Here is a 24,969-nt window from a genome sequence, read left to right as displayed (position 1 = left end):
TAGTTAACAGTTTTACAACATCGTTAACGCCAGATCTTTGCCTAAGGCGCGCGCAGCAATCTGCACGGCATCAATTTTTGTCGTGTGCTTTAAATCAAATAAACGGGTGATCTCCTGCTTAGGTCTGCCGATCCTGTTCGCCAGCTCCTGCTGGGTGATTTTTGATTCAAGGAAGGCATTCAGCAGAAGAACCTTAGACGCAACGCTCAGCGGTATTTCTACGTAGTCATCTTCAGCGCTAACCGCCGAAGGGAGTGGAATCGCCTCGTTGTCGTCGAAATAGAATTCAAAAGCGGTAATCAATGCCGCCTGCGCGGCCTGCAAAGCGTCATGGCGAGTATTTCCCTGAGTTAATGCTTCCGGAATATCCGGGAAAGAAACCACAAACCCACCTTCCACTGCCGGTGTTAGAGTAACAGGATAACGCATAGGATTTTCAAAATCTCTCATATAATCAACCTTGTAGTGATGATGATTACTGTAAGTCAAGCTGCTTAATAATCGCTTTTCGCAAGGCTTCTTTTATTTCATCACCTGGATGTCTGGGCATAACGCTACGCCTTCCCTGATATCTCAGTTTCAGATGATTTGAGCCGTTTGTAACAGCAACTCCCTGAGATTCAAGCCAGCGTCTAAACTCACTTTGCTTCACTGCGCCTCCCTGTCGTCTATTATACACACAAAGTAAACATTTATGATTACCTTTTAATTACCTTGCTATTAATATCGCAAAATCACTAACGTGGGGAGGACGCTATTTAATAACAGGAATCCAGCTTCCAGATTTCATATCAGCGTGTACAACCTATAACAGCACTGCAACTGTTATGGTTAAAAAGAACTGTTCTGTTTCTGCCCCGCATTGCTTCTCAGGCTTAGAATTGCGCCAAATCAATTTTGCCTGCGGAGTTAAGCATGTTCGGTCTTGACGCGTTTCACCTGGCGAGGATCCAGTTCGCGTTTACGGTATCCTTTCACATCATCTTTCCGGCCATTACCATCGGCCTCGCCAGTTATCTGGCAGTACTTGAGGGGTTATGGCTAAAGACGAAAAATCCCACCTGGCGTTCGCTATACCATTTCTGGTCGAAAATATTCGCCGTAAACTTTGGTATGGGTGTAGTTTCCGGGCTGGTGATGGCTTATCAGTTCGGTACCAACTGGAGTGGTTTTTCCGAGTTCGCCGGTAGCATCACCGGGCCGCTTCTGACCTATGAAGTGCTCACCGCCTTCTTCCTTGAAGCCGGTTTTCTCGGGGTAATGCTGTTTGGCTGGAACCGGGTTGGCCCAGGGCTTCACTTCTTTGCCACTTGCATGGTCGCACTGGGTACCATTATTTCAACCTTCTGGATCCTCGCCTCTAACAGCTGGATGCAGACACCGCAAGGCTATGAAATAGTTAACGGCCAGGTCGTTCCCGTTGACTGGTTCGCCGTTATTTTCAATCCTTCATTCCCTTATCGTTTACTGCATATGTCCGTTGCCGCTTTCCTCAGCAGCGCGTTGTTTGTTGCAGCGTCAGGTGCATGGCATTTATTGCGCGGGAATAACACCCCGGCTATTCGCGCCATGTTCTCAATGGCGCTATGGATGACGTTAATCGTCGCCCCGCTGCAGGCTTTGATTGGCGATATGCACGGTTTGAATACGCTGAAGCATCAGCCGGCAAAAATTGCTGCGATTGAAGGGCACTGGGAAAATCCGCCCGGCGAACCAACCCCGCTACTACTCTTCGGCTGGCCGGATATGGAGCAGGAACGCACCCGCTATGGGCTGGAAATCCCGGCGCTGGGCAGTCTGATCCTGACCCATAGCCTGGACAAACAGGTCCCGGCACTAAAAGAGTTTCCTAAAGAAGACAGGCCTAACTCAACTATGGTGTTCTGGTCGTTTCGCATAATGGCCGGGCTAGGCATGCTGATGATCCTGCTGGGCGCTTTTGCCCTGTGGCTGCGCTATAAGCAGCGTTTATACACCTCGCGCCCTTTCCTGCGCTTTGCCTTGTGGATGGGCCCCTCAGGTCTGATTGCCATCCTTGCCGGTTGGGTGACCACTGAAGTTGGCCGTCAACCGTGGGTGGTTTACGGTCTGCAACGTACGGCGGATGCGGTTTCCGCACATGGTGATTTACATATGAGCATCAGCCTGCTGTCCTTCTTTGTGGTGTACAGCTCAGTGTTTGGTGTGGGTTACAGCTACATGATACGCCTGATCCGCAAGGGGCCACATGAAGATGACCCAACAATTCCGCCAACCGGCACGCCTGCCCGGCCGCTTTCGGCTGCCGTCCTTGATTCTCAACCGGAGGCTCATCGCTAATGGGTATCGATTTATCAGTTATCTGGTTTGTGATTATCGTGTTCGCCACGCTGATGTATATCGTGATGGACGGTTTTGATCTCGGGATTGGCATTTTATTCCCCGCGATTCAGGACGCTGATGACCGCGATGTGATGGTTAACAGCGTCGCTCCCGTATGGGATGGGAATGAAACCTGGCTGGTGTTGGGCGGGGCCGGGTTATTTGGCGCGTTCCCGCTGGCCTATGCGGTGATTGTCGATGCGCTGACGATCCCGTTGACCCTGATGCTAATCGGCCTGATTTTTCGCGGCGTCGCGTTTGAGTTTCGCTTCAAGGCCACGCCGGCGCATCGACCATTCTGGGATAAAGCCTTTCTCAGCGGTTCAATCCTGGCGACATTCACCCAGGGCGTGGTGGTGGGTGCCGTACTCAACGGATTTTCCGTTACCGGACGCAGCTACAGCGGCGGTCCTTTCGACTGGTTGACCCCGTTCACGTTGTTCTGCGGCGTTGGCCTGGTTGTAGCCTATGCCCTGCTGGGGGCGACATGGCTGGTGATGAAAAGTGAAAATCCGTTGCAGGATAAAATGCGTCGCGTGGCCAAAAAACTGCTGCTGGCAATGTTGATTGTGATTGCCATTATCAGCCTGTGGACACCACTGGCGCATAGCGCGATTGCCGAGCGTTGGTTTAGTCTGCCCAACCTGTGGTTCCTGATGCCGGTTCCGCTGCTGGTTGCGCTTATCAGTATCTGGCTGTGGCGTTCACTGGGGCAACATAACTGCCATACGCTGCCTTTTGTATTGACACTGGGGCTGATTTTCCTCGGGTTTAGCGGGCTGGGGATCAGTATCTGGCCACACATCATTCCGCCGTCCATTACGCTCTGGCAAGCGGCGGCTCCGGCACAAAGTCAGGGCTTTATGTTGGTTGGCGCACTGCTGATTATCCCGATAATCCTGGTGTACACCTTCTGGAGCTACTACGTTTTCCGCGGCAAAGTTCAACATGGTGAGGGGTATCATTGATGCAACAAACAATCTGGAAACGCCTGATGTGGCTGGTGATCCTCTGGGGCGGCAGCGTGCTGGCCCTCGCCGCTGTTGGCATGTTCTTTCGTCTCCTGATGACGGCCGCCGGATTTAAGTCCTGAATCTCTCCGTGATAACACCCGGGCAGCGCTGCACTGCCCGGGTGTTACAAAACCCAACATCGACTAAACAAAAATGTAAAAAACATCGAAATGAAAAAACAGAGATTGTCATTATCCCGATTAAAATATTGAATAGTCACCAGGCGAAATTATCGCCAATTCCGCAGCTAACGTACCAGAGGGTGCATGATGTTTAAGAAAGGGTTAACAGTGTTATTGCTGGCCAGCGCGCTTTTTTCCGGTCAACTTTTCGCTACTAATCAGGGACATGAATATCTTCAGGTGCAGGATGCCGATCATTTACTACGACACACGGCCGACAGCGATGAGCTGCGAGTGACGGCGGAAGAATCCGCCGCCGATCTTCGTGAACACCATCACTGGCAAAAATCACGTAAACCCGATACGCATCTGAGCTAACGATTAACCTTTACGCTTCGGCAGTGTCTTCATCAGTTCTTCCGGACTGACCGAAGCCACAACGCTACCCGGCAACGGCATCTTCAGAATGTGATGTTTCATCTTGCCGATCACGTGCATTTCGCACGGTCGGCAATCAAATTTCAGCGTCAGGACTTCATCGCCGTTAACCAGTTGCATTGGTGTCGCTTTCCAGCTCTTGATATTCCCTTTCGCCTGTTTCGGACACAGGTTAAAGGCGAAACGCAGGCAATGTTTGGTGATCATCACCGGTACTTCGCCCTTTTCTTCATGCGCTTCATAGGCTGCATCAATCAACTGAACGCCATAACGGTGATAAAACTCACGCGCTTTTTGGTTGTAGACGTTAGCCAGGAAACTCAAGTGCGTTTGCGGATAAACCGGCGCAGGCTGGGATACTGGTTTGCGGCTACCGCGCTTATAGCTTTGCAGGCGCGCTGCATCCAGCATATCAACGGCTTCACGTCGTAACTGATTTAGTTGACCGTTTGGCACGAACAGCGCGCCCGGCAGATTCACCTGAATATTGCGGGCGTAGTACATCGTCTGCCCAAGTTTTGCCAGTCCGTCCTGTAGGTTACTCAACGCTTTTTCCGCATTGTTCGCTTCCTCAAACTGGCCATCCAGCGTATGGGTGATGCTCACGCCCTCTTCACTGGTGAGCGTCAGAATCAACTGCTCCTGCCAGCCGCCGAGCTCAATATCGATCGCAACACGGCGTTCGCTGGAGGTTTTGGTTAACGCTTGCTGCCAGTTATGATCGAGGTTGCGATTCAGCGGATGATGTGGACGCACTTTGTGCAGATCGGCAGGCATTTCATTCGGCCATACCCGATAACGATTGTTCCCCGTTTTTTCCACGGTGTTGGCGCGGAATCCAACAACCTCACGTTTGATTAACACGTTCAGGCCATCCCCGTTAGCCAGCGGTTCTGTTACCTCAACATCGAGATGATCTTTCGCCACCTCCAGGACTTCGCCGACCGGCAAACCGATAAACTTTGGTGAGTCGAATGCGCCGATATCCCCTTTACGGGCATTCACAAAATAATCGGTGCTGCCACGATGGAAGGTTTTCTCCGTGGATGGAGTAAAGAAATGTTCGGTACGTCCCGCTGATGAACGGGCCAGGTCGCCGCGCTCTTCAATGATGGCATCGAGCATCTGGCGATAATGCGCGGTAATATTCTTTACATAACTCATGTCCTTATAGCGCCCTTCAATTTTGAAGGAACGCACACCTGCGTCAATCAATGCGCCGAGGTTGGCGGTCTGATCGTTGTCTTTCATCGACAGCAGGTGTTTTTCATAGGACACCACGCGTCCCTGATCGTCTTTCAGGGTATACGGCAGACGGCAAGCCTGGGAACAGTCGCCACGGTTAGCACTGCGTCCGGTTTGCGCATGTGAAATATAACACTGACCTGAATAGGCAACGCACAGCGCGCCGTGAATGAAAAACTCAATGGTCGCATCGGTAGCCTGATGGATGGCGTTAATTTGCTCAAGGCTCAGTTCGCGCGCAAGGACAATCTGGGTGAATCCGACATCAGCAAGAAATTTCGCCTTCTCAACGCTGCGAATATCACATTGGGTGCTGGCATGCAGTTCAATCGGGGGAATATCCAGTTCCAGAATCCCCATATCCTGTACGATCAGAGCATCAACACCGGTCTGATACAAATCGGTAATTAACCGCTGCGCGGGTTCCAGTTCATCATCGTGCAAGATAGTATTTAGCGTCACAAAGATTTTCGCCCCATAGCGATGGGCGAAAGGCACCAGTTCGGCGATATCTTTCAGGCTATTACTGGCGTTATGGCGCGCGCCAAAACCCGGTCCACCAATGTAAACGGCGTCTGCGCCGTGCAAAATGGCTTCGCGCGCAATGGCGGTATCCCGAGCCGGGCTTAACAATTCAAGGTGATGAGGCTGCTGGCGCATACAGTTGTTACCATCCACAAGCGGTAAAAATGGCGGCTATTGTAGTCACAAGCGCAGCTTTTCGGAATAGTTTTCCCGATTAACTGCGCGGGTAATGGATCAGCGAATGAAAGTGCACCGTTTGTTCGCTGCTGTTACGGTAACTGTGTGCCATATCTCCGGCGAAACGGACACCCTCACCAGATTTAAGGGTGCGCCACTGCCCCTCAATACACATATCCAACAGACCATTAATCACCACCACGTGCTCTATTACGCCGGTCTCATGCGGAGTAGATTCACTGAGCGCGCCGGGCGCCAATAGTATCGAAAAATGATCGAAGCACAGTTGAGGATCCCACGGGAACAACGGCGTGACGACCATTGCCTGCTGCTGGGGATCGAATGTTAGCGTGCCGTCTGACTCTGGTGGTGAAATAAACGTTGAAAACGGGACGTTCAGCCCAGTGGCGATTTTCCACAATGTCGCCACCGTTGGACTGGATTCATTACGTTCAATCTGCCCCAGCATCGCTTTTGAGACGCCAGTTTCCTCCGCCAGACGCGAAAGACTCCATTCCCGCTGGTGACGTAATGTCCTGAGCGTTGTGGCCAGATAGTGGGTTAAGTTGTCCATTTTCTCCTTCGTCGCTCTCCTTACTCGGGGCTACAGTTTAGCACTTGTACGCTATAACGCACAGTGCTACAGTGATTGACCGTTATAACGCACACGGAGTGAATATGCGTGCATTCTCCATCCCCCTGCCCACTGTATTATCGGGTTTTGTGGCGGTCCTGGTTGGCTATGCCAGTTCGGCGGCCATTATCTGGCAAGCGGCACTCGCCGCAGGTGCGACTACCGGGCAAATTGCAGGTTGGATGACCGCACTGGGGTTAGCAATGGGGGTCAGTACGCTGGTGCTGACATTGTGGTATCGCGCTCCTGTACTTACCGCATGGTCAACGCCCGGTGCCGCGCTGCTGGTGACGGGCCTGCACGGGGTATCTATTCAGGATGCCATCGGCGTTTTTATCGTGGCTAACGCGCTGATTGTGCTGTGCGGCGTAACCGGACTGTTTGCCCGCCTGATGAAAATCATTCCCCACTCGCTGGCATCAGCCATGTTGGCTGGGATCTTACTGCGTTTTGGTTTGCAGGCATTTAATAGCCTGAACAGTGAGCTTATTTTGTGCGGTAGTATGCTGGTGGCATGGCTGGTGCTAAAAGTTATTGCCCCAAGATATGCCGTTATCGCTGCGATGTTAGTGGGTATTGCCATCGCCTTGATGAAAGGTGACATTGTCACTAATGATGTTAATCTGTCACCGGTTATCCCAGCGTTTATTACCCCGCACTTTTCATTAGCCCACAGTATCAGCATTGCACTACCGTTATTTCTGGTCACTATGGCTTCGCAAAATGCCCCTGGTATTGCGACCATGAAAGCATCAGGATATTCGTTACCCGTTTCCCCTCTGATTGTTTTTACGGGTCTACTGGCGCTGCTATTTTCACCTTTTGGCGTCTATTCCATCTGCATCGCCGCCATAACCGCCGCAATTTGCCAAAGTCCTGAAGCGCATCCGGATGCAAATCGGCGCTGGCTCGCCGCAGCGGCAGCAGGCGTCTTCTATCTTCTGGCTGGGGTGTTTGGCGGTTCGGTTACAGGACTGATGGCAGCCCTGCCCGTAAGCTGGATCCAGATGCTTGCTGGTCTTGCATTACTCGGCACGATTAGCGGTAGTTTATATCAAGCCTTACATAATGAAGCTGAACGCGATGCGGCCATCGTAACTTTTCTGGTTACGGCCAGTGGTCTGACGGTATTTGGCATTGGGTCTGCATTCTGGGGGCTGGTTGTCGGCGGTATTTGCTACGCAGTGTTGACGTTATTTCGCCGCGCGTAGCTGCGTTGGTGTTTTACCTGTCACTTGTTTAAACCGGTTACTGAAATGACTCGCCGAGCTAAATCCGCAGGCCATTGCAATATCCGACAGGCTGCGTGATGAATAACAGACCAGTTGCTGCGCCAGTGCCATACGGCGTTGCATGACGTACTGATGCGGCGCCATATTCATCGACTGGCGAAACATTCTGGCAAAATGGAATTCGCTTAGCGCTGCCTCACCAGCCAGATCGCTCAACGTTATGGGATACGCCAGATGTGCTTCAATATAGGCCAGCACGTTGCGCAAGGTGGCAGGTGCAAGCCCTCCGGTAACAACGGGAAGTCGCCATTGAACGTTGCTGTAATGCTGGATCAGATGCGTTAACAGTAGTGAAGATGCCGCGCTAAGCGTGAGGTGATTAGCGGGTTGCAGCCAGTCGTTACCAAGTAAAAACTGACGGTAAACCGCCGTGATCCGCGGGTCGCTGCCAAAAGTATGCTCGTCCAGCGTGAAGCTATAGGGGCTTTTGTCCCAAACTTTTTCACCCACTTCGCGCAGGTGAGCGTCGGTACAATAGAGATGAACAAAGGAAAGATCGTCGCGAATATCCCAACTGGATTCGCTCTCTTTTGGCATCAGGCAAAAACGATCCGGTCCGCCGCCATTCTTCCAGCCTCCCGCCGTTTTGTGATAACTCTCGTAGCCATCCGCGATGTATAAACTGAGCGTGTGGTGATCGCAATACTGGGTAATGGTGTCGCGCTTGTTTGACCAGGCAGCCAGTTGGATCCCCGAATGTAACGCAACTGATTCATGCAGCACGGCATTGTGTTTGCGTAAGTTTTCAAAGGCACCGTAGGGCTGAGACATACCATCACATTCAAAATAAGTTAGCAGGCTTTCAGTCTATATCAGCTACATATCGTTAACAGCTTCCTTTTCACCTTTACACTAAAAAAAGCGCAAGATTTTGCAAGTCCACCGCAAGCCGATGAAAGCCCCCTGCTACCCGACGTGGCACAGTGTGCGCCTGAAGACCAAAAAGAGAGAGTTGTATGAACGGACTGTTGTACTGCCTGGTGGTGGTGATTTGGGGAACGACATGGATTGCGATTTACCTGCAACAAGGCCCGGTTGCGGCGCCGGTTTCCATCTTCTGGCGCTTTGCCATCGCCAGCACCGTGATGATAGCCATCCTGCTGATCAGCGGGAAATTGCGTAAGCTTTCCGGACGCGACCATCTGTTTTGTCTGTTACAAGGTGGATGCGTTTTTTGCTTTAACTTCTGGTGTTTTTACACTGCCGCTGCGTGGATCAATACCGGTCTCGAATCCGTCATTTTCTCGATGGCGGTCCTGTTCAATGCGGTTAATAGCTACCTGTTTTTTGGTCAAAAACCACCAGGACGCTTTTATGTTGCCGCCGGGCTGGGGCTGACAGGTATCGTCACCTTGTTCTGGCAGGATTTGGTCAACAGCGGGTTGAATCACTCGCTGCTGCTGGGGATTGGTTTAAGCGCCCTCGGCACTTTTGGTTTCTCACTGGGCAATATGATAAGTCTGCGTCATCAGAAAAAAGGTCTCGAGGTGATGACCACCAACAGTTGGGCGATGCTGTACGGCACCGTGTTGATTGCTACCATTGCGCTGGTGCGCGGCGACAGCTTCACGCCACAGTGGACCTTCAGTTATCTCAGTGCGCTGTTGTATCTGGCTATTTTTGGTTCGGTAATCGCCTTCGGCGCCTATTTCACGCTGGTCGGACGCATTGGTCCCAGTAAAGCGGCATACAGTACACTGCTTTTTCCACTGGTGGCGCTAACGCTGTCTACGTTGTATGAAGGGTATGTCTGGCAGGTTAATGCGATTGTGGGATTAGTATTGATTTTGCTGGGGAATCTGGTGATGTTTGCCCGACCAGAAACGCTGATGGGTAAACTCGTATATCGTCGCCGGGCGGCATAAAAAAACGCACCATCCAGGGATGGTGCGTTCTTCGTTATTATTGTTTTTTATTTACGTCAAACATGGAAGCATCAGTCGCCATGTCATCAACAACTTTCTTCAACGTTTCGAACGCCATCGGCGTACTTTCGTTGTTCAGGTCTTTACCTTCACCCTGACGTACAACTTTAATGACAGGTTTATTGGTTGCCGCATCAATCAACTCACCTTCGAAAAAGAGGTGCGTGTCCATGGTACGGTGCCCCGTCGCCATTTGCGTACCCGCAACGAGCAGTGCAACCGGGACCACTTCATAGAACTGCAGCCCTTCTTTGCTGGTAGCAACACCGGTGATTGCCCCGCGGAAAATCAGACTGCGCGAGCCTGGCGTCGTAACCAGCGGTTTACGTTTTGCCAGGGCAGTTTTCATTTGGGTATTGGTATAGCTCAACAGCTTATCAAGAACCTGCTGACCGACCTGGGTGGTTGGTTTAGGAACCGGATAATACGTGATCGGGTTATAAACGATGTTATCGTATTTAGACTCATTAAAGTTGGGATCAACCCAACGCAGCACCGGCTGTCCGGTTGCAGATTTTGTTTCCTTCAGGCCGGAGTAATCTTTTAAAAAACCTGAATATTTATCAGGCTGCGTAATTTTTGAAGCACAGCCTGATAACGCCAGTAAACCCGTAAGCACTGCAACTTTAAATAAAGTTTGAGCACGCATGGAACGATCCCTTAGTATTTGCAGATATGCATCTGAAATAATAGCAAAAGGAAATCATTTTGGATGAACTAAAAATGGTAAGGCCCGCACAATTTTATCTTAACGTTTTCTTAATATTCAGCACGAAAAAAATGCTGAACGTAGAAAGAGTTATCACAAATGGGCAGGTCAGACCGTTTTACGCGCCAGCATTGTTGCAAAGCGTAGTTTAATTCGGTTGCCGTGCTCATCCGTACGATGAAGTTCACCTACGTCTTCGTTATATTTCAGCAGATCCCAACCTGTGTAGTAGCGGCGTAACTCCCCTGTTTTAAACGCAAACGGGAACCCAACGGTGCACGGAAAATCATCGGTATCCATTGCCGCGACGATCAGGTTATACCCACCTGGGTTGGTGCAGCGCTGCATATTTTCAATCAGGCCCGGGATGGTTTTCGCGTCCAGGAACATCATCACCACGGTAGAAAGAATAAAATCGTATTCACCGTCAAAGTTTAGCGCATTGAGATCCGCCACCTCAGCGTGCAGATTAGTCAGCCCTTCCGCGTTTTTAATGCGTTCCAGATTGGCGATGCTCATCGGATTCTTGTCCCATGCGGTAACGTCATAACCGTTGGCCGCCAGGTACAGACTGTTACGGCCATTCCCGCAGCCCAGATCTAACGTTTTGCCCGGGGCAACAATTTTTGCCGCGTCGACGACATCGGAATGCGTGCGGGTCAAATCATATTTCTCAGTAAAGTAGTTTTCGTCACAACGGATCATTATTTATCCTCAGATTTCAGTAATGCAGCACGTTCGGTGCGAATAAGCAGTTTTCCCTGCATCAGCAATGCAAACGTACGTATCAGTAATAGCGCAATGATAAAATTGGTAAAAATAAACAGCGGGATCGCCAGCGTATGAAAAAAACCTGACTCGCTGCCGTGCCCTAAATGCAGCCCCGTAGTCGCCAGTGCCGACACGCCGAACGAGAAGCTCCAGAAAGACGCATTAAACGGCTGTGACAAATACCACGGCATCAGGCGTAGCATAAACAGAAGTTGCAGCAGACCATAGCCGAACAGCATTTTGGCTAACGTATCTCCCTCGCCACCGTTCACACTAAGCCACGCGCTACAGGCGACCAGCGCGGGTGCCAACTGTATACCAAGTGAAGTCCGTAAAACCGTCGGCAGCTCGCCGCAGCTTCGTAAACGCTGCAGAATAACCGGCTCGAGGCTGAGCCAGGAAAATACCCCTGCGCCCAAAAACACCAACCCGGCATCGTTGAAGCCAAGCGCACCACAGGCCATGGCGCTGATAAAGTTATTGGCAACGGTTGGCAGATACAGGCCCGGTGTGGTGGCCTCTTCCGGGTGCTCGCCACGCCATAATCCAGCCGTTTGCCAGGCTGCATACGCCAGCTGTATCACCACGCCGATGCTGAACAACACAATTGCCAGCGGTCGATACCACGGGACAAAACCAATCGCGACCAGCATCGTTGTAGCCGGAAACAGACTGACAAAACTGCTCATCACCGGATGACGAATTTCCGCCAGTACGCTATGAGGAAAACGCAGTAAACGACTAATAAAGGCCAGCGTCAACAATCCCCAGATGACCATCGCAAGGATCACTAAACCGTCGCCAATCCAGTGGCTTACAGGCCATACCTGGCTGGCATATCGCCACGCGAACCCCATCCCGATGATGCCCAGTACCATGCCAAAATAACCGGCCGGAAGATTGAGGACTCGCTCACTTTGCTTGCTCTTACTCATTTTGTTTATTTTTTAAAGTATATTTGAAATGCATTTTATGGAATTTCCACGAATTTAGCCAGTGCGGAAAACTTTGCTACGTTTAACTAAGGTGCGCAACATGGAAATGAGCTATGACCAAATATCGTCTGGGCGATGAACCTCGCGCCTTTAGTTACCAGGATAATGGCAATAAAAAGAGCGTATTACTACGCCAGATAATTGCGCTCATTGATTTTAATGATGTTAAAGCCGGTACGCTCGGTGGCTGGATTGATGATGAAAGCGTGCTTTCGCAAAGTGGCGATTGCTGGATTTACGATGAGAATGCGCTCGCGTTTTCCGGCGCGACGATATCCGGAAATGCCCGTATTACACAGGCAAGCGTGGTCAGAGATGGCGCGCAGATTGGTGATGCAGCCTGGATTGACCGAGCAGAAATCAGCCATAACGCGCAAATACGTGACAACGTCACCATTCGGGATTCTGTTGTTCGCGGAGAGTGCCTTCTCTGCGGTGATGCGCGCATTGTGTGTGACTCTGAAATTATCGCCGCCAAAGGACTAACTCGTGAAAACGACCAGCTCCTGCAAATTTACGATCGGGCGACAGTCAGCAATTCACGCGTGGTGCATCAGGTGCAGATCTATGGTGATGCGATGATTAACTATGCCTTTATAGAACATCGGGCTGAAGTTTTTGATTTTGCACGGGTAGAAGGTAACGAAGAGAATAATGTCTGGATCTGCGATTGCGCTAAAGTCTATGGACATGCGCGTGTCATCGCCGGAACTGATGAAGACGCCATTCCTACCCTGCGCTATAGCTCGCAGGTGGCGGAACACGCGGAGGTTGAAGGTAATTGTGTGCTGAAACACCATGTGCTGGTCGGGGGGCATGCAAAATTACGCGGCGGCCCAATTCTGCTGGATGGGCACATCCTGATTGAAGGCCACGCCTGTATTCTGGGTGAAGTGCTGATCGAGCATCATATTGAGATAACCGGTCAGGCCCAAGTTGAAGCCTTTGATGGCGATGCGATCCATCTGCGCGGGCCAAAAGTGATCAACGGCGAACAACGTATTACGCGCACCCCTATCGCCGGTTTATTCTGAAGAGTCATCAATGATGCGGGCATAGAGATTCACATCATAGTAATCGCCATTGAGGAACTCCGCTTGTCGTAAGCATCCTTCCAGTTGAAAGCCATTACGCAACGCCACCTGGTTGCTCTTGACGTTATCTACACGACATTTAATCACGAAGCGGCGAATCTCCTGGCGCTGCGCATAATGCTGAATCAATGCCTGTAGCGCCTGAGACAGAATACCTTTGCCCTGGTGATCTTCGTCCAGCCAATAACCAATATAAGCGGCTCTGTTCAGCGGTTCTATCTGGTTAAACGAGATAACGCCAGCCACCTCCCCTTGTTCGAAAATAAGGAACATTTTGGCGTAGCCGCGCTGGTGCAACATCATATTGCCCTGCACATTCTTGCGGGTGTCCTCCACAGAAGTCACAAACTGCGGCCAGTTCAGCGACTGCTGGAGCCAGACTTTATTTTTAAGCACCAATTGATGCAGAGGGGTGACGTGTTGTTCTTCGACGGCACGCAGTTCCAGCGCGTCACTAACGATTATTATTTCTGACATGTTTATCTCCTTTGCAATCGTAAACGGGGCATTTCTGACTGGCAGTAGCCGATATTACTCTGTTTAGAGTCGGGGAAGTCTTATTTTTATGCTGTAACAGCAATCACTTAGAAAGAATCTCTGGCGTGGAACCCGTTACTCTGGTGATCCGGGTATCCCTTCATGGATAGACCGTAATGATGACAATAACACTTTCACTTTATTGCTAAGGAGCAAGCATGGCAGCACCTTTGGGTCGTTTAGCACTTATTCCGCTTTTACTGATTACCGCCTGTCACCAACCCGTTTCCTCCACTCAAGCAGGCCCCGTTCCCTTTGCAGTCAATCAGCAACAGGTCGTGGATAATACCACGCTGGAAATTTCCCGTAGCGCACTGGAATATAACATTCATAAAGTTCAGCAACTGCTGGCAGATAAAACCCGGATGTGCGCCATTCTTAAAGGAGACGCGTATGGCCACGATCTCTCACTGGTAACACCGGTGATGATGCAAAACGGCGTGCAATGTATTGGCATCGCCAGCAATGAGGAGATTAGAACCGTTCGCCGGTCAGGCTATACATCACAGCTCATGCGCGTTCGCAACGCGACGGAAAAAGAGATGCGCCAGGCAGCGGACTTCGATACCGAAGAGCTGATCGGTAATCTGGATATGGCTAAGCGTCTGAGTGCCATTGCTCAGGAGAAAGGTAAAACTATTCGTATTCATCTGGCACTGAACTCTGGCGGTATGTCGCGTAACGGTCTGGAAGTCAGTACCGCTGCAGGTCTGGAAGAAGCCCGCGCCATTTCCGCATTACCCGGCCTGAAAATTGTTGGCATCATGTCGCATTTCCCGGAAGAAGATGCTGCGGTGGTTAGACGAGATTTGGCCCGTTTCAATACGCAATCGGCCCAGGTACTGAAAATTACCGGGCTTAAGCGCGAAGATGTCACCCTGCATGTTGCGAATACGTTCGCCACCCTGACCGTTCCTGAATCCTGGCTCGACATGGTCCGTGTTGGCGGTATTTTTTATGGCGATACCATCGCCAGCACCGAATACAAACGCGTCATGACATTTAAATCCGCCATCGCGTCGGTAAACCATTACCCCAAAGGAAACACCGTCGGATATGACAGAACCTATACCCTTAAACGTGATTCCGTTCTGGCCAATATCCCGACAGGTTATGCCGATGGTTATCGCCGTGTATTCAGTAACGCGGGACACGTGCTGATCCGCGGCCAGCGGGTTCCGGTACTGGGTAAAACATCCATGAATACCGTGATCGTCGATGTGACCGATTTACCGCAGGTTGCATCTGGCGATGAAGTGGTGCTGTTCGGTAAACAGGGAAATGCGCAGGTTAGCGCAGAAGAAGTCGAAGAAATTAGCGGCGCGCTGTTCACTGAAATGTCGATCCTCTGGGGGGCGACGAACAAACGCGTGATGGTCGATTAACACCTAAAACAGGAAGGGCTTCCTTTTCTCGCTGGAAGCCCTTTTACACAGCAAGCGCCATTCTACTTAGCTCTCACTGACACTCTCTCTTTGCAAAATTTTGAGCAAATCTTCCTTCAGGTGGAGTTTCTGTTTCTTAAGACGAACAATGTCCAAGCTATACCCCCGACCATCCGAACCTTCCAGTCTGGAGATCTCATGATCAAGGCTGTTGTGTTTTTCGAATAAGGACAGAAAGCGAGGGTTCTCGGATTTCAGTCGGGAAATAAGGTCTCTATATTCTGGAAACATACTTTCTCCCTGTTAGTGGACAAGAACGTGTATAAGAAATACACACTCACAGAGTACCCATTTGCCATACAGAAAAATGCGAACAGGATCGAGTAAATAGTGTACAGAATCGTTATGAGGATGAATGCAGATACGGCTCCCCATCAGGAGAGCCGTAAAGAGAGTGATTAACGCATCTCGCGGTCGTCAACGTACTGACGTTTATCCGGCGCTGGTGGGAAGTACTGATACAGCCAGGTTTCGCTGATGGCGTCACCCTGACAACGCAGGAACATACGCATATCTACCGGATCGGTTGAGTCAGAGGTCGGATACCAGTCAAACTGAATGCGATAACCGTCGATTGGTTCCACGTAGAGGATCTCAATCTGTTTCGCTTCACCGCTTGAGAGCGTAATCACCGGTTCAATGCCTTTCGGCGCAGCAGCTTTTAGATCGCCACCAACAAAATCAACGGCAAAACGGCGCGCCCATTTTTCCGGGTAGTGCTCGCCCGGCGCCCATCCTTCCGGAAAACCGCCCATGCCTGTCCGGGTCGCCATCACGCGAGCCAGCGGTGAACGCACCGGCGGCTGAGCACTCCAGTACAGGCGATATTTGAATTCCAGCTCATCGCCGGCTTTGATCTTCTTCTCAGGCTGCCAGAAGCAGACAACGTTATCCAGCGTTTCGCCGGTCGTCGGGATCTCCATCAGGCCGATGGTCCCCTTGCCCCACTGGTTGCGCGGTTCGACCCACAGGCTTGGACGCTTGTTATACCAGCCCATGATGTCCTGGTAATGGGAGAAGTCGCGATCGAGTTGCAGCAAGCCAAACCCTTTCGGGTTGTTATCGGTATAGGCGTTGAACTGCAGCTTTTGCGGGTTATTCAGCGGGCGGCAGATCCACTCGCCATTGCCCCGCCACATCGCCAGACGATCGGAGTCATGAATTTGCGGGTGAATAGTGTCGCACATCCGACGCTCATTGTTGCCGCAGCTGAACATGCTGGTCATCGGCGCAATGCCGAGCTGCTTGATGTCTTTGCGCGCATAGATGTGGTTTTGTACATCCATAATCACCTGCGTTTTCTCGCAGTGGATCACGAACTTGAATGCACCGGTTACGCTTGGGCTGTCGAGAAGTGCATACACGGTAAAGGAGGTTGCGCCCGGTTTAACCGTCTCGAACCAGAAAGAGGTGAAATCAGGAAACTCTTCTTTGCTGTCGGTGTAGGTATCTACCGCCAGACCGCGGGCCGATAAACCGTACTGATAGGTGTCATCCACGGCGCGGAAATAGCTGGCTCCCAGGAAAGAAACGACATCGCGGCGGGCCAGTTCTGGCGCTTTAAAAACACGGAACCCGGCGAATCCGAGGTCAGTCTGCCCTTCCAGCTGTTTGGTATCCACGCCCGCATCGTTATATTTAAACAGTTCCGGACGGAAGTGAATTTCACGCGCCATATGCGTACTGCCATCAACCGAGAACATGCGTACACGGCGACGAAAACCCATTCCCACGTGGAAGAACTGCGCATCAAGCTGACGATTTTCAACGTTGTTCCACAGAGACTGCTCTGCGTCATATTGAATGCTGTTGTAGGCCTGCGGCGTCAGTTTCGCCAGCGTGTCCGGTAACGCGCGCGGTGCGCCGCCCCAGGGTTTCTGTGCTAAGTCATGGGCCATCGATTGCAGAACGGAAAAATCAAAACGTACGGTTTTTCCGTCTGCAATGTCAGACTCTGCCGCAAAGGCGGCGCGGGAAAAGAGTGATGCAATACCACTGGTTCCGCACACGGCGGCCATTGCCATTGAACCTTTAATAAATCGTCTGCGATTCATGCCTGAAAGTGAGTCCTTCTGGTCGTGTAAATGGTCCCGCGCCGGTCAAAATCAGCGGCAAGAGAGTGCACATTTCTGACCGCTCACTCTAGACAAAATTCATTAATAATCCAATTGTTGGTCGCCGATTATCTGTACAAAATCGAAAATATTTTATGTCGATGGGAACAGACCGAATCCCATGTAAATTCCATTAAAGTAAACCACACCGACGTTTACTTCGCTCTTGCGCCTCCTGATACAGCGTAAACTCATCATAAACCGCGCAACCCAGCGCCTGTTCAAACGCGTCGCGGCTGGAATTCCCGTGGCTGCGAGCCTGCGTTTCATTCCCCAGATTGGACTGGAAAATCCCTGCGGCGCTCACCGGTAAAAAATCTTCGTAGGTGATGGGTTGCGCAACCAGCCACCCTCGCTCAATGAGCGGTTGCGGGTCGTCATCCGGACGGATTGCCTGGCGATGCGCTTCGCCTGATGGCGTCAGTCGATAACGAAACCAGGCGAGTCCCTGCTGGCGCAGCAGAAACTCACTGTCCGGGAACGCCTTGAACACCTCCTGAAGATGTAACTGGTGCGTCAGATTGTCTTTCCCCGTTCCCGCTTTATTCAGCAATTCGTCGTATAACGCTCTGCCTTTCGGCGTCAGGGCCACACCGCGCTGTTCGATTTCACCGAAACGTGCCGTGTGAGTGCCGCGCATTTCACCGGCAAACAACACCGGTTCTTCCAGCGCTTTGAAACTCGTCTGACGTAATAAAATGGGCACCTCGCGGCGTGGCGGCCCTTCAATCAGTATTTTCGGTTCAATGCCGCATTCCGGCATCATCGACTGCACCCGGTCGATATCCAGCGTACGCGGCGTCAGGTGGTTTATATGGCAACCGGGGAAACACACTACATCAGCAATCAGCCGATGTTCGTTATGCAATGCGTGATAGGTCTCTTCATCGACCGTGGCGTGCTGATGCCAGCGGAATGTTTCCAGCGCTTCATGCACAAACTCTTGCGCCTGTTCAGATGTAAAACTGCCCTGCGCATCAAATTCATCCAGCAGCTCGTGACAACGGCGAGTGAAAATATCGCGTTTCGCGAGGATCTCAGCGGCTTTTTGCCGCAGCGCGGCGTTTTCGATTAGTTCGAGCCGTAATAACGAGGTGAATACCCGAAACGGGTTGCGCGATAGCGAGGCATCGTCGATGGGACGAAAGGCTGTGGAATGTACGGGGACGCCTGCCTGGGAGAGATCGTAATAACTCACCGGATACATGCCCATAACGGCAAACATTCGGCGCAGCGTAGAAAGCTCCTGCGCGGTACCCACTCGAATAGCGCCATGGCGCTCAACGTTTAGCCGGGCCAGTTCATCCGCATTCGCCAGTTTTTCATGCAGCGTCGGATTATTTTCCAGTACCGCCAGATTCACATCAGCGACAAGTTCCAGCAACGTGCCGTATTGCGGGACTTCCTGCTGGTACATTGCTGACATTGCCTGCGAAAATTGTTCCCGAATCTCATCTGCCGTGATGGTGTTCGCCATAATGTCATGCCTCCAGTGAATATTACCTGGAGTGTAGAAAACACCGCTGACTCCGGTGGGAAGAATTTACAAAGTGTGACCCCGCGTAAACTTCCCACCCATATAAACGATGAACAGTACCTACTGACGGGGTTTCAAATGACTTTCCAGCCAGGGGAGCATCTGTTTTTTACGGCTAAGCATACCTTCTACCTTGCAGGGTTGCGGGATGTCTGAAAGTTCTGCTCCAGCAAACCACAGGCTGGTGTCACCCAGATTGATGTCGGTGAGCATCAGCACGACCAACGCAGCATTCTTTTCCTCTGCATAGCGCCCCATTTCCTGACGGAGATCGTCCAGCACCGCATCCACCTGTTGCAGCGCATACAGTTCAAGCTGCGCTACACAGACTGAATGTCCATGGATGGTGAAGGTTTTAATGTCTTTCTGCAAAAGTTCGCGGGCGCTCATCCCTTCCACGCTTGTTTTGGCTGACAGCAGGTCGCGACTGAAAGCGTCAAGATCCACTCCGGTTTTTTGGGCCAGCGCATCAACCGCCAGGCGATCGTCAGTGGTGGTCGTTGGTGAACGAAGCGTGACAGTGTCACTCAATACGGCGCCAAGCAGTAAAATAGCCTCAGCGGAAGATAACTGGTTGCGTTCATCTTCCGTCATCAGTTGCCACAGCAGGGTTGCGCTACTGCCGACGGGCTTCACCCACACTTCCGGTGGCAGACGGGTGACTAACCCACCAAGTCGGTGATGATCGATAATTCCCACCACGTTACTTTCTGTCAACGATTCCGGCCCCTGGGCAGGCTCGGTGAAATCGACCAGCCAGACATCACGATCGGTCAGTTCAAACGTCAACCGTTCAGGCATCGTCAGCCCCGCATGCTCAAAGATAAACTGCGTTTCGCGGTTAGGCTCGCCCAAACGCCATGCCGTCGCCTGCTGGCCACGTAAACTAAGCCAACGAGCCGTCATTGCGGCGGTGCAGATGGCATCGCTATCGGGATTAAGGTGCCCTATTACATGTATCATTCATCAGTGCCTTGTGAAGAGAAATCGTTCAAAAGTAAACAATAACCAAAGTATAACGACTGAACATACTCCCTTCCATGATCCCACCACCCAGCAACGCTGTACAAAACATAAGCAAAATAAATCAGTTGTAAGTAAAACATGATAAATGTTAATAATATTTTGCTATCAGGTTATCAAAAACAAACAACTTTACTTGTCACCGATACGGCTCTGTTTTTAACATCGCTTATGGAAAAAAATGTTCTGTTCAATCAGCGCATTCGCTTGCGCCACCTTCATACTTTTGTCGCCGTTGCACAGCAGGGAACGTTGGGGCGCGCGGCTGAGACCCTTAACCTGAGTCAACCGGCTCTCTCCAAAACGCTAAATGAACTGGAGCAATTGACCGGGACCCGGCTCTTTGAGCGTGGCCGCCTTGGCGCGCAGTTAACGCTGCCAGGAGAGCAGTTTCTTACCCACGCGGTAAGAGTGCTGGATGCGCTCAACACTGCCGGGCAAGCGTTAAATCAGCGCGAAGAATCGCAGACTGATGTCGTACGGATTGGGGCCTTACCCACCGCGGCACTGGGCATTCTGCCTGCGGTAATTGGTCCTTTCCACAAGCAGCAAATGGAGACCACGCTACAAGTCGCCACCATGAGCAATCCGATGATTCTGGCAGGTTTAAAATCCGGGGAAATCGACCTTGGCATTGGTCGCATGGCCGATCCGGAATTGATGGTCGGTCTGAATTATGAATTGTTGTTTCTGGAATCACTTAAACTGGTCGTGCGCCCTAACCACCCGTTGTTGCAGGAAACCATCACATTAAGTCGGGTAATGGAGTGGCCGGTGGTGGTTTCGCCAAAAGGAACCGCGCCTCGCCAGCACGCAGAAGCATTGTTGCAAAGTCAGGGTTGTAAAATGCCGCCAGGCTGCATTGAAACACTTTCAGCATCGCTCTCCCGCCAACTGACGGTTGATTACGACTATGTATGGTTTGTCCCTTCAGGTGCGGTTAGAGAGGATTTACGCCAGGCGACGCTGGTGTCGTTGCCGATACCTACCCACGGGGCGGGTGAACCCATCGGGATTCTTACTCGTGTCGATGTGCAACTCTCTCAGGCCTCGCAGATCCTTATCGCCGCAATACGCAAAACCGTACCGTTTTGATGCCAAAAATAAAGGGACCAGATGGTCCCTTTATTGATGATTAAAACGTTTCCCAATTATCGCCGCTGGCCGTTGCCGCCTGCGGACGTGAATGACCCGGCGTAGTGGTTACCGGAACGCGTTTAATTGCGCTTGTCCCGGTTAAACGGAATGTGCCGACGGCTTCCGTTAAGCGTGCGGCCTGCTCTTCAAGAGAGGCCGCAGCAGCCGATGCTTCTTCAACCAATGAGGCGTTTTGCTGCGTGACCTTATCCATCTCTGAAATCGCCTGGCTTACCTGGACGATGCCCCGGCTTTGTTCATCAGAGGCCGCCGCAATTTCCAGCATAATGTCGGTCACGCGTTTTACCGCATCGACAATATCCGTCATAGTATTGCCCGCCGCGACCACTTCTCCGGAACCCTGGTCAATCAGTCGGACTGATTCGCTGATCAATCCTTCTATCTCTTTTGCCGCCTGAGCGCTGCGGCTTGCCAGCGTACGGACCTCACTAGCCACCACTGCAAACCCACGCCCCTGCTCTCCTGCCCGCGCCGCCTCAACCGCCGCGTTCAGCGCCAGGATATTGGTCTGGAAGGCAATGCTGTTAATAACGGCGGTAATTTCAGAGATTTTCTTCGAGCTCGTTGAGATATTGCCCATGGTTTTCACCACACCAGAGACCATCTGACCGCCCCGGCTGGCCTTGCCGGACGCATCTTCCGCCAGCGTACTCGCATGATGCGCGTTGTCGGCGTTTTGCTTCACCGTAGCCGTCAGCTCTTCCATGCTGGCCGCCGTTTGTTCAATCGCCACGGCCTGTTGTTCGGTACGTGAAGACAGATCGGTATTACCCGCCGAAATCTCACTGGTACCGCGGTAGATTTCTTCCGCGCCCTGACGTACCGTGCCCACTGTTTTCGCCAGCGACCGTTGCATTGTCTGCAGATGACGGCTCAGGCGCCCAATTTCGCTGCGCCCGGTGGGTTCCTCTGGCATTGTCAGGTCCCCTTCTGAAATTTGCTCAATGCGCTGGGCCGCACGTAACAGAGGATGAATAACGGTACGGCGCAGAACAATAAACGTCATCACGGTCAGTGCCAGCGCAAGAACGAATGCCCCCAGCATAAAGGCCATGCCAAGCTGTGTACGTTGGTGCGCCTGTTCGCTTAACTGATTCGCCCTGGCGGTACGAATATCGATCGCCTTTAACAATACCTTGTTGTAAGCAGAGTCCAGCGGTCTGGCCTGTTCATTTTCATGGTTGATGATCGCCTCGAACATGCCGTTTTTAGCGTACTTGAGCATAGGCTGTAAGCCATCGATATAGGCTTTGAAATTGGCGCTCAGTTCAGCGTCTAACGCCTCTCCGGCAGTAGTTTTCACCGCACGAGCCATATAAGTATTGAAACCGTCCTGCGATTGCTTAATACGTTTTTCTGCCTCGGCAATATTGGCCTTCATGTCATCCATTTCAGCAATACGGCTCGCCGCACCAGCATGGATCATGTTGATACGCGCGGTGCGTAAGTGGTTAGAGCTGTTAGATAACCCCATCCGGACCTGAATCTCATCGGTTACATCGCGCTGATCGCGATCGGCCTGCATAAGAAAATAACCTGCCAGCCCGGAACTTAAGGCGAATAGCAGAAGGATGCCACCGAGAATGGAGGAAAACAGCGGAACCAGTCGGATTTGATGCAGAAAGCCCAGTTTATGCAGGGCTTGCATCGATGTAGTGTTGTCCATGACCGTCGACTCTCTTGTAGGGTTTATGCGTGAAAACACGCCCGTTAGATAGTCATCGGCAATCCGGGAAGTTTACTTACCGTGAAAAGCGCCGGATTCGTCACACTTTCACAACATAATTCTAAAAAATTCAGGAAAGTGCCAGCGGTGAAATCCGCTGGCCAATGAATCAGTTATCACCAAAATGGATAACGGTACGGATGGATTTACCCTGATGCATTAAATCGAACGCTTCGTTAATCTGCTCCAGAGGCAGGCGATGCGTAATAAACGGATCTAACTGAATTTTTCCGCTCATTGCTTCTTCGACCATACCCGGCAACTGAGTGCGCCCTTTTACGCCGCCAAACGCGGAACCGCGCCACACGCGACCGGTTACTAACTGGAACGGACGTGTTTTGATCTCCTGACCGGCACCCGCCACCCCAATGATGATGCTTTCGCCCCACCCTTTATGGCAACACTCCAGCGCCGCACGCATCACGTTAACGTTGCCGATACACTCAAAGCTAAAGTCCACGCCACCGTCGGTGAGCTCAACAATCACGTCCTGCACCGGCTTATCGTAATCGTTTGGGTTGATGAAATCGGTCGCGCCCATTTCACCAGCCAATTTGAATTTCTCCGGATTGGTATCAACAGCCAGAATACGCCCGGCTTTTGCCTGCACTGCGCCCTGAATCACCGCCAGGCCAATACCGCCCAGACCAAATACGGCTACGGTATCGCCTTCCTTCACTTTCGCGGTGTTATGGACCGCTCCGATACCGGTGGTCACGCCACATCCCAGCAGACACACTTTATCCAGCGGAGCCTGCGGGTTAACCTTCGCCAGCGAGATCTCTGCGCAAACGGTATATTCGCTGAAGGTACTGGTGCCCATATAGTGATAAATCGGCTCGCCGTTATACGAGAAGCGCGTTGTGCCATCAGGCATCAGACCTTTGCCCTGTGTCGCCCGCACGGCCTGACACAAGTTAGTTTTACCCGATTTACAGAACTTGCACTCGCCGCACTCTGCGGTGTACAGCGGGATCACATGATCGCCCGGTTTCAGGCTGGTGACGCCTTCCCCCACTTCAACCACAATGCCGCCGCCTTCATGGCCCAGTACCGCCGGGAACACGCCTTCCGGATCGTCGCCTGAGAGCGTAAAAGCGTCAGTATGGCACACGCCGGTGTGGGTAATTTTAACCAGCACTTCACCTTTCTTTGGTGGTGCGACGTCGATTTCAACAATTTTTAACGGTTGGCCGGGGCCAAATGCAACTGCTGCACGTGATTTCATTTGTCTCTTCCCATTATTGCAAGGTGATGGTGTTATTTTAGATAAGCACGCAGAAGATGGCCGATCTCAGCCATGCGCACAGCTCGCTGGTCTGGTGTTGTCTCCCCACTGACCAGTTCATCTTTCAGGTGGATCTCAACCATTTCGCCCATCAGACCATTGGATGCGCCGCGTACGGCGGCAATTTGTTGCAGGATCGCCAGGCATGGTTCGCCAGATTCCAGTGCGCGCTCAAGCGCATCAACCTGACCGCGAATACGGCGTACACGAGTGAGAATGCGTTTTTTATCTTCGGGTGAATGCGGCATACGCCCTCCATATACTATAGGGGGGTATACTATCAGAATTTTTATGTAATTGTAAAAAACTAACATCTATTTAATGAGAGGGTGACGACCAGGCCTCGTCAGATGAACCCTGGTCGCCAGGTCACTGAATGGCTTTCTGAACTAATTTTTCCAGATTTTTTAAGGGTTGAATTGCCGCAGTATCTGGTCCATAAGTCTGTAATATCTCAACCGGATGATATCCAACGACTACACGTCCATCCGACTCTTCCCGAATCAATACTCTAAAGGGAAGATCGAGCGCCATATCAGGATATGCCTGCATTAATGATGTGCCACCTTTAGGATTGCCAAAAATAATGACGGTTGTGGGTAACATGGTTAGTCCAGCATTTTTAGCCTCTTTCGCATGATCAAATTCTCCAAAAAAAACAAGATTATTACTCTCAATGGCAGCAATGAGATGCTCTCTGGTCTGCTGGTAATTATAAGTACTATACGTTTTGATCATAGTATTCCTGGTGTTGGCAGCATGACTGGTTACCGTCATAAGCAGATACAGTGCAGCTGTAATAAATATATTTTTTAGAGACCGAAGCATCACAACATCCTT

Annotated in this window: 26 protein-coding genes; 9 read left to right on the top strand and 17 right to left on the bottom strand. The window is 51.4% G+C overall.

Annotated features, from left to right (window positions below; genetic code table 11):
- Nucleotides 1–12: 12 nt before the first annotated feature.
- Both SK33_RS11920 and SK33_RS11915 read right to left on the bottom strand, forming a co-directional pair.
- On the bottom strand, nucleotides 13–429 hold the full coding sequence (locus SK33_RS11920) for a type II toxin-antitoxin system HicB family antitoxin (RefSeq protein ID WP_127785375.1): 417 nt from the start codon (nucleotides 427–429) through the stop codon (nucleotides 13–15).
- A gap of 46 nt (nucleotides 430–475) precedes the next feature.
- The gene (locus SK33_RS11915) at nucleotides 476–652 is read right to left on the bottom strand and encodes a type II toxin-antitoxin system HicA family toxin (protein ID WP_003020221.1); all 177 of its coding nucleotides are present in this window, start codon (nucleotides 650–652) and stop codon (nucleotides 476–478) included.
- 263 nt (nucleotides 653–915) lie between these two features.
- On the opposite strand from SK33_RS11915, the gene SK33_RS11910 reads away from it, so the two are divergent.
- The 4 genes from SK33_RS11910 to SK33_RS11895 all read left to right on the top strand — a co-directional run bounded on the left by SK33_RS11910 (nucleotide 916) and on the right by SK33_RS11895 (nucleotide 3,874).
- A complete protein-coding gene (locus tag SK33_RS11910) occupies nucleotides 916–2,319 on the top strand; it encodes a cytochrome ubiquinol oxidase subunit I (RefSeq protein ID WP_003020224.1) in 1,404 nt (467 codons plus the stop codon).
- Nucleotides 2,319–3,329, top strand: coding sequence for a cytochrome d ubiquinol oxidase subunit II (gene cydB, locus SK33_RS11905; RefSeq protein WP_003020227.1), 1,011 nt, complete (start codon nucleotides 2,319–2,321; stop codon nucleotides 3,327–3,329). Before SK33_RS11910 ends, cydB begins: the two co-directional genes overlap by 1 nt.
- Entirely contained in the window at nucleotides 3,329–3,454 is a 126-nt protein-coding gene (locus SK33_RS11900) for a DUF2474 domain-containing protein (RefSeq protein ID WP_003020230.1), read from the top strand. The genes cydB and SK33_RS11900 overlap by 1 nt, the downstream gene beginning before the upstream one ends.
- A 189-nt stretch (nucleotides 3,455–3,643) precedes the next feature.
- Nucleotides 3,644–3,874 carry a DUF2554 family protein gene (locus SK33_RS11895; protein WP_003020233.1) on the top strand — a complete coding sequence of 77 codons (231 nt, stop codon included), beginning with the start codon at nucleotides 3,644–3,646 and terminating at the stop codon, nucleotides 3,872–3,874.
- 3 nt (nucleotides 3,875–3,877) lie between these two features.
- Here the strand turns inward: SK33_RS11895 and SK33_RS11890 are convergent, their stop codons facing one another.
- Nucleotides 3,878–5,839: a peptidase U32 family protein gene (locus SK33_RS11890; protein ID WP_048217777.1), complete on the bottom strand. Its 1,962-nt coding sequence runs from the start codon at nucleotides 5,837–5,839 to the stop codon at nucleotides 3,878–3,880.
- Nucleotides 5,840–5,918: 79 nt separating this feature from the next.
- Nucleotides 5,919–6,455 (bottom strand): helix-turn-helix domain-containing protein, encoded by a 537-nt coding sequence (locus tag SK33_RS11885; protein ID WP_003836127.1) that lies wholly within the window; start codon nucleotides 6,453–6,455, stop codon nucleotides 5,919–5,921.
- 104 nt (nucleotides 6,456–6,559) lie between these two features.
- Between SK33_RS11885 and SK33_RS11880 the strand changes: the two genes are divergently transcribed.
- Nucleotides 6,560–7,726 carry a benzoate/H(+) symporter BenE family transporter gene (locus SK33_RS11880; protein ID WP_003020244.1) on the top strand — a complete coding sequence of 389 codons (1,167 nt, stop codon included), beginning with the start codon at nucleotides 6,560–6,562 and terminating at the stop codon, nucleotides 7,724–7,726.
- Here the strand turns inward: SK33_RS11880 and SK33_RS11875 are convergent.
- Nucleotides 7,709–8,578 carry an AraC family transcriptional regulator gene (locus SK33_RS11875; protein ID WP_048217780.1) on the bottom strand — a complete coding sequence of 290 codons (870 nt, stop codon included), beginning with the start codon at nucleotides 8,576–8,578 and terminating at the stop codon, nucleotides 7,709–7,711. The genes SK33_RS11880 and SK33_RS11875 overlap by 18 nt on opposite strands.
- Nucleotides 8,579–8,763: 185 nt before the next feature.
- On the opposite strand from SK33_RS11875, the gene SK33_RS11870 reads away from it, so the two are divergent.
- Nucleotides 8,764–9,672 (top strand): DMT family transporter, encoded by a 909-nt coding sequence (locus SK33_RS11870; RefSeq protein ID WP_003020250.1) that lies wholly within the window; start codon nucleotides 8,764–8,766, stop codon nucleotides 9,670–9,672.
- A 37-nt stretch (nucleotides 9,673–9,709) separates the two neighbouring features.
- On the opposite strand, the gene SK33_RS11865 is transcribed toward SK33_RS11870, so the two are convergent.
- From SK33_RS11865 to tehA, 3 genes are all read right to left on the bottom strand, one after another.
- Entirely contained in the window at nucleotides 9,710–10,381 is a 672-nt protein-coding gene (locus SK33_RS11865) for a DUF3313 domain-containing protein (protein ID WP_003020253.1), read from the bottom strand.
- Between the two features lie 168 nt (nucleotides 10,382–10,549).
- Entirely contained in the window at nucleotides 10,550–11,146 is a 597-nt protein-coding gene (gene tehB / locus SK33_RS11860) for a tellurite resistance methyltransferase TehB (RefSeq protein ID WP_003836119.1), read from the bottom strand.
- Entirely contained in the window at nucleotides 11,146–12,147 is a 1,002-nt protein-coding gene (gene tehA, locus SK33_RS11855) for a dicarboxylate transporter/tellurite-resistance protein TehA (protein ID WP_003020259.1), read from the bottom strand. The genes tehB and tehA overlap by 1 nt, the downstream gene beginning before the upstream one ends.
- 113 nt (nucleotides 12,148–12,260) lie before the next feature.
- On the opposite strand from tehA, the gene ydcK reads away from it, so the two are divergent.
- Nucleotides 12,261–13,241: a YdcK family protein gene (gene ydcK / locus SK33_RS11850; protein WP_046670723.1), complete on the top strand. Its 981-nt coding sequence runs from the start codon at nucleotides 12,261–12,263 to the stop codon at nucleotides 13,239–13,241.
- Here the strand turns inward: ydcK and rimL are convergent.
- The gene (rimL, locus tag SK33_RS11845; RefSeq protein ID WP_003836113.1) at nucleotides 13,233–13,778 is read right to left on the bottom strand and encodes a 50S ribosomal protein L7/L12-serine acetyltransferase; all 546 of its coding nucleotides are present in this window, start codon (nucleotides 13,776–13,778) and stop codon (nucleotides 13,233–13,235) included. The genes ydcK and rimL overlap by 9 nt on opposite strands.
- 218 nt (nucleotides 13,779–13,996) lie before the next feature.
- Here rimL and alr point away from each other — a divergent pair, with 218 nt between their 5' ends.
- Entirely contained in the window at nucleotides 13,997–15,223 is a 1,227-nt protein-coding gene (gene alr / locus SK33_RS11840; protein ID WP_048217781.1) for an alanine racemase, read from the top strand.
- A 66-nt stretch (nucleotides 15,224–15,289) separates the two neighbouring features.
- On the opposite strand, the gene SK33_RS11835 is transcribed toward alr, so the two are convergent.
- The 4 genes from SK33_RS11835 to SK33_RS11820 all read right to left on the bottom strand — a co-directional run bounded on the left by SK33_RS11835 (nucleotide 15,290) and on the right by SK33_RS11820 (nucleotide 19,897).
- Nucleotides 15,290–15,514, bottom strand: coding sequence for a YdcH family protein (locus SK33_RS11835; RefSeq protein ID WP_003020276.1), 225 nt, complete (start codon nucleotides 15,512–15,514; stop codon nucleotides 15,290–15,292).
- Between the two features lie 167 nt (nucleotides 15,515–15,681).
- Nucleotides 15,682–17,337: a glucan biosynthesis protein D gene (locus SK33_RS11830; RefSeq protein ID WP_003836107.1), complete on the bottom strand. Its 1,656-nt coding sequence runs from the start codon at nucleotides 17,335–17,337 to the stop codon at nucleotides 15,682–15,684.
- Nucleotides 17,338–17,530: 193 nt separating this feature from the next.
- Nucleotides 17,531–18,874, bottom strand: coding sequence for a 2-oxoadipate dioxygenase/decarboxylase HglS (gene hglS, locus SK33_RS11825; RefSeq protein ID WP_044702360.1), 1,344 nt, complete (start codon nucleotides 18,872–18,874; stop codon nucleotides 17,531–17,533).
- Between the two features lie 120 nt (nucleotides 18,875–18,994).
- The gene (locus SK33_RS11820; RefSeq protein ID WP_048217783.1) at nucleotides 18,995–19,897 is read right to left on the bottom strand and encodes a manganese-dependent inorganic pyrophosphatase; all 903 of its coding nucleotides are present in this window, start codon (nucleotides 19,895–19,897) and stop codon (nucleotides 18,995–18,997) included.
- Nucleotides 19,898–20,128: 231 nt separating this feature from the next.
- Here SK33_RS11820 and SK33_RS11815 point away from each other — a divergent pair, with 231 nt between their 5' ends.
- On the top strand, nucleotides 20,129–21,052 hold the full coding sequence (locus SK33_RS11815) for a LysR substrate-binding domain-containing protein (RefSeq protein ID WP_048218881.1): 924 nt from the start codon (nucleotides 20,129–20,131) through the stop codon (nucleotides 21,050–21,052).
- A 40-nt stretch (nucleotides 21,053–21,092) separates the two neighbouring features.
- On the opposite strand, the gene SK33_RS11810 is transcribed toward SK33_RS11815, so the two are convergent.
- From SK33_RS11810 to SK33_RS11795, 4 genes are all read right to left on the bottom strand, one after another.
- Nucleotides 21,093–22,781, bottom strand: a complete 1,689-nt coding sequence (locus SK33_RS11810) for a methyl-accepting chemotaxis protein (RefSeq protein ID WP_048217785.1) — start codon at nucleotides 22,779–22,781, stop codon at nucleotides 21,093–21,095.
- A 169-nt stretch (nucleotides 22,782–22,950) separates the two neighbouring features.
- On the bottom strand, nucleotides 22,951–24,069 hold the full coding sequence (locus SK33_RS11805) for an S-(hydroxymethyl)glutathione dehydrogenase/class III alcohol dehydrogenase (protein WP_003020293.1): 1,119 nt from the start codon (nucleotides 24,067–24,069) through the stop codon (nucleotides 22,951–22,953).
- A 32-nt stretch (nucleotides 24,070–24,101) separates the two neighbouring features.
- Nucleotides 24,102–24,377, bottom strand: coding sequence for a metal/formaldehyde-sensitive transcriptional repressor (locus SK33_RS11800; protein ID WP_003833178.1), 276 nt, complete (start codon nucleotides 24,375–24,377; stop codon nucleotides 24,102–24,104).
- 121 nt (nucleotides 24,378–24,498) lie between these two features.
- The gene (locus tag SK33_RS11795; protein WP_178317592.1) at nucleotides 24,499–24,957 is read right to left on the bottom strand and encodes a DUF302 domain-containing protein; all 459 of its coding nucleotides are present in this window, start codon (nucleotides 24,955–24,957) and stop codon (nucleotides 24,499–24,501) included.
- Nucleotides 24,958–24,969 lie beyond the last annotated feature (12 nt).

The sequence above is a fragment of the Citrobacter sp. MGH103 genome (assembly GCF_001034475.2).
Classification (GTDB): domain Bacteria; phylum Pseudomonadota; class Gammaproteobacteria; order Enterobacterales; family Enterobacteriaceae; genus Citrobacter; species Citrobacter freundii.
Note: the sequence above shows the minus strand (reverse complement) of the source record. Positions and strands in the feature narration are given on the sequence as shown.

Coding starts and splice junctions, on each gene's coding strand:
- SK33_RS11820 (WP_048217783.1), bottom strand. CDS start 19,897: ATGATACATGTAATAGGGCACCTTAATCCCGATAGCGATGCCATCTGC.
- SK33_RS11900 (WP_003020230.1), top strand. CDS start 3,329: ATGCAACAAACAATCTGGAAACGCCTGATGTGGCTGGTGATCCTCTGG.
- SK33_RS11805 (WP_003020293.1), bottom strand. CDS start 24,069: ATGAAATCACGTGCAGCAGTTGCATTTGGCCCCGGCCAACCGTTAAAA.
- ydcK (WP_046670723.1), top strand. CDS start 12,261: ATGACCAAATATCGTCTGGGCGATGAACCTCGCGCCTTTAGTTACCAG.
- tehA (WP_003020259.1), bottom strand. CDS start 12,147: ATGAGTAAGAGCAAGCAAAGTGAGCGAGTCCTCAATCTTCCGGCCGGT.
- hglS (WP_044702360.1), bottom strand. CDS start 18,874: ATGGCGAACACCATCACGGCAGATGAGATTCGGGAACAATTTTCGCAG.
- tehB (WP_003836119.1), bottom strand. CDS start 11,146: ATGATCCGTTGTGACGAAAACTACTTTACTGAGAAATATGATTTGACC.
- SK33_RS11890 (WP_048217777.1), bottom strand. CDS start 5,839: ATGCGCCAGCAGCCTCATCACCTTGAATTGTTAAGCCCGGCTCGGGAT.
- SK33_RS11920 (WP_127785375.1), bottom strand. CDS start 429: ATGCGTTATCCTGTTACTCTAACACCGGCAGTGGAAGGTGGGTTTGTG.
- SK33_RS11870 (WP_003020250.1), top strand. CDS start 8,764: ATGAACGGACTGTTGTACTGCCTGGTGGTGGTGATTTGGGGAACGACA.
- SK33_RS11830 (WP_003836107.1), bottom strand. CDS start 17,337: ATGAATCGCAGACGATTTATTAAAGGTTCAATGGCAATGGCCGCCGTG.
- SK33_RS11910 (WP_003020224.1), top strand. CDS start 916: ATGTTCGGTCTTGACGCGTTTCACCTGGCGAGGATCCAGTTCGCGTTT.
- SK33_RS11875 (WP_048217780.1), bottom strand. CDS start 8,578: ATGTCTCAGCCCTACGGTGCCTTTGAAAACTTACGCAAACACAATGCC.
- SK33_RS11800 (WP_003833178.1), bottom strand. CDS start 24,377: ATGCCGCATTCACCCGAAGATAAAAAACGCATTCTCACTCGTGTACGC.
- SK33_RS11835 (WP_003020276.1), bottom strand. CDS start 15,514: ATGTTTCCAGAATATAGAGACCTTATTTCCCGACTGAAATCCGAGAAC.
- cydB (WP_003020227.1), top strand. CDS start 2,319: ATGGGTATCGATTTATCAGTTATCTGGTTTGTGATTATCGTGTTCGCC.
- SK33_RS11810 (WP_048217785.1), bottom strand. CDS start 22,781: ATGGACAACACTACATCGATGCAAGCCCTGCATAAACTGGGCTTTCTG.
- SK33_RS11865 (WP_003020253.1), bottom strand. CDS start 10,381: ATGCGTGCTCAAACTTTATTTAAAGTTGCAGTGCTTACGGGTTTACTG.
- SK33_RS11895 (WP_003020233.1), top strand. CDS start 3,644: ATGTTTAAGAAAGGGTTAACAGTGTTATTGCTGGCCAGCGCGCTTTTT.
- SK33_RS11880 (WP_003020244.1), top strand. CDS start 6,560: ATGCGTGCATTCTCCATCCCCCTGCCCACTGTATTATCGGGTTTTGTG.
- SK33_RS11815 (WP_048218881.1), top strand. CDS start 20,129: ATGGAAAAAAATGTTCTGTTCAATCAGCGCATTCGCTTGCGCCACCTT.
- SK33_RS11885 (WP_003836127.1), bottom strand. CDS start 6,455: ATGGACAACTTAACCCACTATCTGGCCACAACGCTCAGGACATTACGT.
- SK33_RS11795 (WP_178317592.1), bottom strand. CDS start 24,957: ATGCTTCGGTCTCTAAAAAATATATTTATTACAGCTGCACTGTATCTG.
- alr (WP_048217781.1), top strand. CDS start 13,997: ATGGCAGCACCTTTGGGTCGTTTAGCACTTATTCCGCTTTTACTGATT.
- rimL (WP_003836113.1), bottom strand. CDS start 13,778: ATGTCAGAAATAATAATCGTTAGTGACGCGCTGGAACTGCGTGCCGTC.